8 protein-coding genes are annotated in these 8,027 nt (G+C 67.0%); 1 reads left to right on the top strand and 7 read right to left on the bottom strand.

What is annotated here, in order from left to right:
- The 4 genes from ASE88_RS16455 to ASE88_RS16440 all read right to left on the bottom strand — a co-directional run.
- A partial coding sequence (locus tag ASE88_RS16455) for a bifunctional riboflavin kinase/FAD synthetase (protein WP_082466613.1) occupies positions 1-917 on the bottom strand: 917 nt, incomplete at its 3' end.
- 117 nt (positions 918-1,034) lie between these two features.
- Complete coding sequence (locus tag ASE88_RS16450; RefSeq protein ID WP_056479974.1) at positions 1,035-1,499, bottom strand: dihydrofolate reductase; 465 nt, start codon at positions 1,497-1,499, stop codon at positions 1,035-1,037.
- A 102-nt stretch (positions 1,500-1,601) separates the two neighbouring features.
- Entirely contained in the window at positions 1,602-2,120 is a 519-nt protein-coding gene (locus tag ASE88_RS16445; RefSeq protein WP_031395906.1) for a hemerythrin domain-containing protein, read from the bottom strand.
- Between the two features lie 75 nt (positions 2,121-2,195).
- Entirely contained in the window at positions 2,196-2,990 is a 795-nt protein-coding gene (locus tag ASE88_RS16440) for a thymidylate synthase (RefSeq protein ID WP_056479971.1), read from the bottom strand.
- 85 nt (positions 2,991-3,075) lie between these two features.
- Here ASE88_RS16440 and ASE88_RS16435 point away from each other — a divergent pair, with 85 nt between their 5' ends.
- The gene (locus tag ASE88_RS16435; RefSeq protein ID WP_056479968.1) at positions 3,076-3,468 is read left to right on the top strand and encodes a JAB domain-containing protein; all 393 of its coding nucleotides are present in this window, start codon (positions 3,076-3,078) and stop codon (positions 3,466-3,468) included.
- A 158-nt stretch (positions 3,469-3,626) separates the two neighbouring features.
- Here the strand turns inward: ASE88_RS16435 and ASE88_RS16430 are convergent, their stop codons facing one another.
- The 3 genes from ASE88_RS16430 to ASE88_RS16420 all read right to left on the bottom strand — a co-directional run.
- On the bottom strand, positions 3,627-4,322 hold the full coding sequence (locus tag ASE88_RS16430) for a class I SAM-dependent methyltransferase (protein ID WP_056479965.1): 696 nt from the start codon (positions 4,320-4,322) through the stop codon (positions 3,627-3,629).
- Positions 4,323-4,345: 23 nt separating this feature from the next.
- Positions 4,346-5,473: a peptide chain release factor 2 gene (gene prfB, locus ASE88_RS16425; RefSeq protein WP_055881185.1), complete on the bottom strand. Its 1,128-nt coding sequence runs from the start codon at positions 5,471-5,473 to the stop codon at positions 4,346-4,348.
- Between the two features lie 113 nt (positions 5,474-5,586).
- Positions 5,587-8,027: penicillin-binding protein 1A (locus ASE88_RS16420; RefSeq protein WP_414893963.1), on the bottom strand; the 2,441-nt coding region annotated here is incomplete at its 5' end.

The raw sequence follows: 8,027 nt of genomic DNA, 5'->3' as shown, positions 1-8,027 counted from the left end.
AAAATCGCGCGCGCCTGCGCGCAATCGGCATCCATTTGCGTCATCAGCGCGTCGAGGTTGTCGAACTTGGCCTCCGGCCGGAGATAGGCGATCAGCGAGACGTCGATCGTCTGGCCGTACAGATCCTCCGAGAAATCGAAGAAATACGGCTCCAGCAATTCCTTCGGCGGGTCGAAGCTGGGGCGGATGCCGAGATTGGCGGCGCCCTTCAGCACGCGGCCATCCTCCAGTCGCGCGGTGACCGCGTAAATCCCGTAGGCGGGGCGGAGATATTTGCCCATGTCCACGTTCGCGGTGGGGTAGCCGATCGTTCGGCCGACCTTGTCACCGTGCTGCACCACGCCCTGGATCGCGAACGGGCGGGTGAGGAGGCGCGTCGCGGTCGCCATGTCGCCGGCGCGCAGCGCGTCGCGGATACGGGTCGAGGATACGGTCTCGTCGTTCAGCGACACCGCGGCGACCGACACCGCGCGAAAGCCGTGCGCTGGGCCGTGCGACGCCAGCGTGTGGACCGTGCCGGCCTTGCCCTTGCCGAAGGTGAAATCCTCGCCGGTGACGACGCCGCCGACGCGGAGATTATCCCCCAGCCGCTTAGCGATGAACTCCTCGGCGGTCAGCGCGGCGAGATCGCCGTCGAAATGGAACACCACCATCGCATCGGCACCCGCCTCGGCGAACAGCCGTTCGCGCTGGTCGAGCGTGGTCAGGCGGAAGTGGGGCGCGTCGGGGCGGAAATGGCGAACCGGGTGCGGGTCGAAGGTGGCGACGAGCGCCGGGCGGCCCTCCGCCTTCGCCCACGCGATCGCGCGCGCGACGACCGCCTGGTGACCGAGGTGAAATCCATCGAAGTTGCCTAGCGCGACAATCCCGCCCGCAAGCTGCGAAGGAATGGCCGCGCCGCCGTCGAGCCGCTGCATGGAGGCGGGCTATAGGGGCGCGGAAGGGGGCACGCTACACCTCTTGTTCCCCGCGCCTTGTTCTCCCGCGAAGGCGGCAGCCCCGTCTGGACTCCCGCCTTCGCGGGAGTCGTGCCCTTACCGGCGGGTGAGGGTGACGAAACTGAAGGCGGGGCGCTGCTTTTCGCCTGCATGGTCTTCGCGGGCGATCTCGTGCCAGCCCTCGAACGCGGGGACGATGGCGTCGCCTTCGGGTTCGTCGTGGACTTCGGTGAGTTCGATCCGGTCCGCATGGGGGAGCAGCTGCGCATAGATCTGCGCGCCGCCGATCACTGCGACGTCGTCGCCGGCCAACGCGAGCGCCTCGCCGATTGAGTGCGCCACTTCCGCACCGTCGGCGTGCCAGTGGCCGCGCGTGAGCACGATGTGGCGGCGGCCGGGAAGCGGGCTGGGGAAGCTCTCGAACGTTTTCCGGCCCATCACCATCGGCTTGCCCATCGTCAGCGCCTTGAACCGCTTGAGATCGGCGGGGAGGCGCCAGGGGAGCTGGCCGTCGCGGCCGATGACGCCGTTGCTGGCGCGGGCGAGGTAGAAGGTGATCATGCGGACATCATGCCGGATCGGGGGGCTGGGGGCTACTCCCCCGTATAGGGTGGCACCCCAGCCTCCTCCACCCCGGCCTTCGCCGGGGTGGTGGTGAAGGGATCAGTTCGGGGCGTGTTCCTTCACATACGCCTCGGGATCCTTCTCGACGACCTTCACGCCGTTCAGGTGGTTCGCCTCGAACGCCGCGAACCGGACGCCCAGCTCGTGCCGCTCTTCCAGCGTCGCATGCTTGCGGAAGTCGGTCAGGCCCTGGCGCTCTTCCTCGGCGAGGTGATCGCTGTTGGCCTTGTTGCACTCGCCGACCGCCTCGAACCATGCGTCCGAGCCGACCGGGTGCTTGTCGACCGCCTCGCCGGTCTCGCGAATGTCGTTGTGATCCTCGATCGCGTCCTCGGTCTCCTCGGCGGCCGAGTCGGCGTCGTTGCCGCCGGTGCCGATCTTCATCAGCCGCGGGTAGAAGAATCGCTCTTCCGCCTCGGCATGCGCGTCGAGCAGGTTCTTGAGGCGGGTCCACAGGGCCGACAGCGCCTCGGTATCCTTGGCGTCGATCGAATCGATCTGCGCGAACAGCGCCCGCTGCTGCGCGTGTTCGTCGAGGATGAGCTGTGTGATGTCCATGATAGGCCTTCCGAATAGGTTCGGACGGTCAACCGTGCGGACGGCACCCAGTTCCTATTGCGATTCGCTCTCTGTTCAGACGGCGACGGGCGCTTTGATGTGCGGCTGCGCGACATAGTCGTGGAGCACGAAATCCTCATATTCGTACGCGTCGACCGAGTCGGGCTTGCGGACGATCTCGAGCCGCGGGAGCGGGCCGGGGTCGCGGCTCAACTGCAGCCGCGCCTGCTCGAGATGGTTCGCATAGAGATGGCAGTCGCCGCCGGTCCAGATGAACTCACCGACCCCGAGCCCGCATTGCTGCGCAAGGATGTGCGTCAACAGCGCATAGCTGGCGATATTGAACGGCACGCCGAGGAAGATGTCGCCCGAGCGCTGATAGAGCTGGAGCGACAGCTTGCCGTTCGCGACGTGAGTCTGGAACAGGCAGTGGCACGGCGCGAGCGCCATCGCATGCAGGTCGCCCGGATTCCACGCGCTGACGATCTGGCGGCGCGAGGCGGGGTTGGTCCTGATTTGGTCGATCAGCGCGGCGATCTGGTCGATATGGCGGCCGTCGGCGGTCGCCCAGTCGCGCCACTGCTTGCCATAGACCGGGCCAAGATCGCCGGCCTCGTCCGCCCATTCGTCCCAGATCGCGACCTTGCGCTCCTGCAGCCAGCGGACGTTGGTGTCGCCGCGCAGGAACCACAGAAGCTCGACGATGATCGAGCGGAGGTGGAGCTTTTTGGTCGTGAGCACGGGGAAGCCCGCCGCGAGATCGAACCGCATCTGCGCGCCGAAGACGCTCAGCGTGCCGGTGCCGGTGCGGTCCATCGTCTCGACGCCGGTCGAGAGCACGCGGTCCATGAGGTCAAGATATTGGCGCATTAGGTGTGCGTAGTCGGGTGCGCGGTCGTGCTCAAGTGGATGTAGTTGCGCGTGCACGCTGGAGTGTCGCGCTGCAGGCTGGCCCGTGCCGCCACCGCCCGTGCCTTTGCGTCCTGTCGGCGACCTTGCCACCGCGCACGCACTTTTCGCGGGGTTGACTGAGGCCTGCAACGAGATCGTGGCGGTCGCGTATCTTGATCCGAATCGGCGGCTTCTCGGCATGCGGCACGTTGTCGGGGGGAGGGACCATGTCGCGATCTCGATCCGGACGGTCGCGGCCGATGCGTTGGCGTTCGATGCGGCCGGCGTGGTGATCGCGCACAACCATCCCAGCGGGGATGCGACGCCGAGCGCGCGCGACCTGGCGTTCACGCGCGCGCTGGCGGCGGCGTTGCGGACGCTGGAGGTGGTGTTGCTCGACCATCTGGTGATCGCTGGGGGCAAGGTCACGAGCCTGCGGGCGATGGGCGTCGTGTGAGCGACGGGTCTTCTATCCGGCACCACCCCGGCGGAGGCCGGAGCCCAATTGGGGATGGTGCTAACGGAGTCCAGCACGCAATTACTGCGACCTCTCCACTTCGGCCCCGACCTCCGCCGGGGTGGTGCATCTGTTTCGGTCAGGGCCGAAGCCAAAACTCACTGCAAGCGACACCCCCGGATTGCCTCCGGCGCCGGCCGCGGCCCGGTCGCGCGGAACGTCGCCAGATAGCCGCCGGCCGATGGCATCTCGTGCATATCGACCTGCGTGTATCCCACCGCGGCGAACTCGCACTTCAGCAACGCCGGCGGCGTCCCGTGGTCCTGCGTCGGGCGGTTCGCATCGACCACCACGACCAGCCCGTCGGGCTTCAGCGACGGTCGCAACCGCCACAGGAACTCGTAGGGCTGCTCGATCTCGTGATACATGTGCACCATCACCACCCTGTCGAAGCTTGCATCGGGCAGCTTCGGGTCGTTCGCCTCGCCCAGCTTCACGCTGACGTTCGCCAGATCCTCGCGCGCGACCCGCTCCGCCAGCTGGTCGCGGACGCTCGCGACGATGTCCTCGGCCAGCACGCGTCCGTCCTTGCCGACACGGGCGGCCATGCGAATCGTGTAATAGCCTTCGCCCGCGCCGATGTCCGCGACCGTCATGCCCTTGCGGATCTCGGCCTTGTTCATGACCTCGCCCGCCTCGTTGAGCCGGTCGCGCGCCTCCTCGTTCGACCAGCGCGCCGAGACGATCGACGCGACCGGCCGATCGGCGGCGGGGAACGCCAGTTGCTTCGGCTCGCGCTTGATCAGCGGCTTGCTGCCATCGCAGGCCGCAAGCAGGAAAACCGGCGACAGCATCAGGGCAAGGGCACCCCTCAGCCTCAATCGACGTCCTCCACCTCGACCGCCTCGCCTGTCACGCGCTGCGACAATGCCGCGGCCATGAACAGCTCGAGATCGCCGTCGAGCACGTCCGACGGGCTGGTCGAGACGACCCCGGTGCGGAGGTCTTTCACCATCTGGTACGGCTGAAGCACGTAGCTGCGGATCTGGTGGCCCCAGCCGATATCGGTCTTGCCCGCATTCTCGGCATTGGCGGCAGCTTCGCGGATCGCCAGTTCACGCTCGTACAGACGCGCACGGAGCTGGTTATACGCCTCGGCCTTGTTCTTGTGCTGCGATCGCTGGTTCTGGCACTGGACGACGATGCCGGTTGGCACGTGCGTGATACGCACCGCGGAATCGGTCGTGTTGATGTGCTGACCGCCGGCGCCGCTCGCGCGGTACGTGTCGATGCGCAGGTCGCTTTCGTTGTATTCGACCTCGATATTGTCGTCGACGACCGGATAGACCCAGACGCTGGCGAACGAGGTGTGGCGGCGTGCGGCCGAGTCGTAGGGGCTGATCCGGACGAGGCGGTGGACGCCGCTCTCGGTCTTGGCATAGCCATACGCATTCTCGCCTTTCAGCAGCAGCGTGGCGGACTTGATGCCCGCCTGCTCGCCCGAATGCTGGTCGATCAGCTCGACCTTCAGCCCGTGGCGTTCGCCCCAGCGCGAATACATCCGGCTGAGCATCCCCGCCCAGTCCTGGCTCTCGGTGCCGCCGGCGCCGGCGTTGACCTCGATATAGGTGTCGTTGCCATCGGCCTCGCCCGCGAGCAGCGCCTTGATCTTGTCCTTGTCGGCACGCGCGGCGAGTTCGGCGAGCGCGGCGACGCCGTCCGCCTCCATCGCGGTGTCGCCCTCGGCCTCGGCCATCTCGATCAGCTCGGACGTGTCTGCCAGCTCGCTCTCGATCGCGCGGGTCGCGCCGATCGCCTCGTCGAGCCGACGACGCTCGCGCATCACCTCCTGCGCGGCCTTGGGATCGGACCAGAGCGCCTGATCCTCGACGCGCGCGTTCAGCTCGTCGAGACGACGCAGCGCGCGGTCCCAGTCGAGGAAGCGGCGCAGCAAGGCCAGCGCGTCTTTGATGGTGTCTACGTGAGCCTGCGCTTCGGCGCGCATGGGTATTCTCCAAAATGTCCGTCATCCCTGCAGACGCCGGGATCCCCGTCCGCGAGCGCGCGGGTGTGGGCAGAGATTCCAGCGTACGCTGGGATGACGATGTAGGAACTGCGCTAGTAGATTCCGCCTTCTCTTTGCAAGAAATCGCTGTCGCGCGGCGCTTCGGCCTTCTTCACGGCGACTGTCGCGGCGGCCGCCGGGGCGGGGCCTGCGCGGCGTGCGGCTCGGCGCGGTTCGCTTTCGGGCTTGAACGCTTCCCAGATCACCGCGGGCTTGGGATCGTCGGTGTTGGGCCATGTGCCGTAGACGGGACGCCCGCTCGCGCGATCGATCCGGACCATGCGGATGCCCGCCGGCGCGCGGAACGGCAGCTTGGGCAGATCCTCATACGCCTTGACCGCAAACTGTTTGAAGATCGGTGCGGCGAGCGTGCCGCCCTGTGCGGCCCCGCCCAGGTTCCGCGGCGTGTCGAAGCCGATATACAGCCCGCCGACGAACTGCGGCGTGCCGCCGATGAACCACACGTCGGTCGGGCCATTGTTGGTCCCGGTCTTGCCGAACATCGGCCGGTCGAGATCGCGCAGCGTCACCGCGGTACCGCGCTGGACGACGCCTTCGGTGATATGGACCATTTGGTACGCGGTCATCGCGTCGAGCACCTGGCGCTGGCGCGTGACCGGACGCGGCATCGGCTTGCCGTCCCAGTCGGGGGCGTTGCAGCGGTCGCAGGCGCGCCAGTTCTCGGGCCAGATCACCTTGCCGTGACGATCCTGGACGAAGTCGATCAGAGAGGGCGGCCCGCCCTTGCCGTTGTTCGCGAGGATCGAATAGGCGTTGACCATCCGTCCCACCGTCGTCTCGCCCGCACCCAGCGCGAACGAGAGATAGGGCGCATAGTCGCCGACGCCCATCTTCTTGATGGTGGCGACGACCTTCGGCATCCCGGTCTGCGCGGCGGTGCGCACCGTCATCAGGTTGCGCGACTGCTCGATGCCCCAGCGCATCGTGTGCGGCCCGGCACCGCGCGAATTGCCGAAGTTGCGGAAGCATTTCTGCCCAAGCCGCGCGCCCTGATAGACGCAGAACGGCCCGTCGACGATGATCGAGGCGGGCGTCATGCCGTTGTCGAGCGCGGCGGAATAGACGATCGGCTTGATCGTCGATCCCGGCTGCCGCATCGCCTGCGTCGCGCGGTTGAACGCCTGCAACCGGTCGTCGAACCCGCCCTGCATCGCCAGCACGCGGCCCGATGCGGGCTCCTCGACGACGAACGCGCCCGACACCTTGGGAATAGCGCGCAACGAGAAGTCGCTGCCGTCGGGCGCCACCGCGATGATGTCACCCGTCTTGATCGCGCCGAACGCGTTGCCGCCCTTGCCGCGCACCGCCATCTGCGCGGCATAGCGCGGCAGCGTGCCGGTCTTGCCGGTGCGGAAGCCGAGGCTCCAGGCGTTGCCGTCCTTGCCCGTCACGATCGCCGCGACCCAGTCGCGGTAATCCAGCGCGATATTGCTGTTGAGCAGCGGCTGGAGCCAGTTGTCATCCTCGATATCGACATGGCGAATGGGGCCGTTCCAGCCGCGCCCGCTGTCGAACCGCACCAGGCCATCACGAAGCGCCTGCTGCGCGAGATCCTGCAACTTCGCGTCGAACGAGGTCCGCACCCATAGCCCGCCCGAATAGACGCTGTACGGGCCGTCCTTCGCGTTCTCGCCGAACTTCGCCATCAGCTGGCGGCGGACCTCCTCGACGAAATAGCCGCCGACGCTCTCGAACTTGGGCGTGCGACGCAACACCGCACCCAGCGGCTCGGCATTCGCCTGGTCATGCTGCGCCCGCGTGATGAAGCCGTTGTCGAGCATCCGGTTGAGTACGTAGTTGCGGCGGATCATCGCGCGCTCGGCATTGCGCACCGGATCATAGTTCGACGGACCCTTGGGCAGGATCGCGAGATACGCCATCTGCGCGAGATCGAGCTGGTCGAGCTCCTTGTCGAAATAGGCATGGCTCGCCGCCTCGACGCCGAACGCGTTGCGACCAAGCGCGATCTGGTTGAGATAGAGCTCGAGGATCTGCTGCTTGGTCAGCGTATCCTCGATCTTGTACGCCAGCACCGCCTCGCGCAGTTTGCGCGATGGCGAATAGGCGTTGCCGATCAACAGGTTCTTCGCGACCTGCTGCGTGATCGTCGATCCGCCCTTGGCGCGCTTGCCGGTGCCGAGCTTGGTCGCGTAATCATAGACCGCGCCCGCAAGACCGGGATAGTCGACGCCGTGATGCTCGAAGAACGACTTGTCCTCCGCGGCGAGGAACGCCTTCACCAGCAGCGGCGGATATTCGGCATAGCTGAGCTCGACGCGGCGTTCGCGCGCATAGCTGTGGATCGGCGCGCCATCGATCCCGCGGACGTTGGTCGGCAACGGCGGCTCGTAGGTGCGCAGCGTATCGACCGACGGCAGGTCGCGGATGACCGCGAGCCAGAACGCGAAGATCGCGACGAAACCGAGCACGACCAGCGCGAGCGCGGCCTTGGTCCAGCGGCTTGCCCAGGCGC

Source organism: Sphingomonas sp. Leaf38 (assembly GCF_001421825.1).
In the GTDB taxonomy this organism is placed as follows: Bacteria; Pseudomonadota; Alphaproteobacteria; order Sphingomonadales; family Sphingomonadaceae; genus Sphingomonas.
This window is presented reverse-complemented; position numbering and strand designations above follow the sequence as displayed.

Coding starts and splice junctions, on each gene's coding strand:
- prfB (WP_055881185.1), bottom strand. CDS start 5,473: ATGCGCGCCGAAGCGCAGGCTCACGTAGACACCATCAAAGACGCGCTG.
- ASE88_RS16450 (WP_056479974.1), bottom strand. CDS start 1,499: ATGATCACCTTCTACCTCGCCCGCGCCAGCAACGGCGTCATCGGCCGC.
- ASE88_RS16430 (WP_056479965.1), bottom strand. CDS start 4,322: ATGCTGTCGCCGGTTTTCCTGCTTGCGGCCTGCGATGGCAGCAAGCCG.
- ASE88_RS16440 (WP_056479971.1), bottom strand. CDS start 2,990: ATGCGCCAATATCTTGACCTCATGGACCGCGTGCTCTCGACCGGCGTC.
- ASE88_RS16445 (WP_031395906.1), bottom strand. CDS start 2,120: ATGGACATCACACAGCTCATCCTCGACGAACACGCGCAGCAGCGGGCG.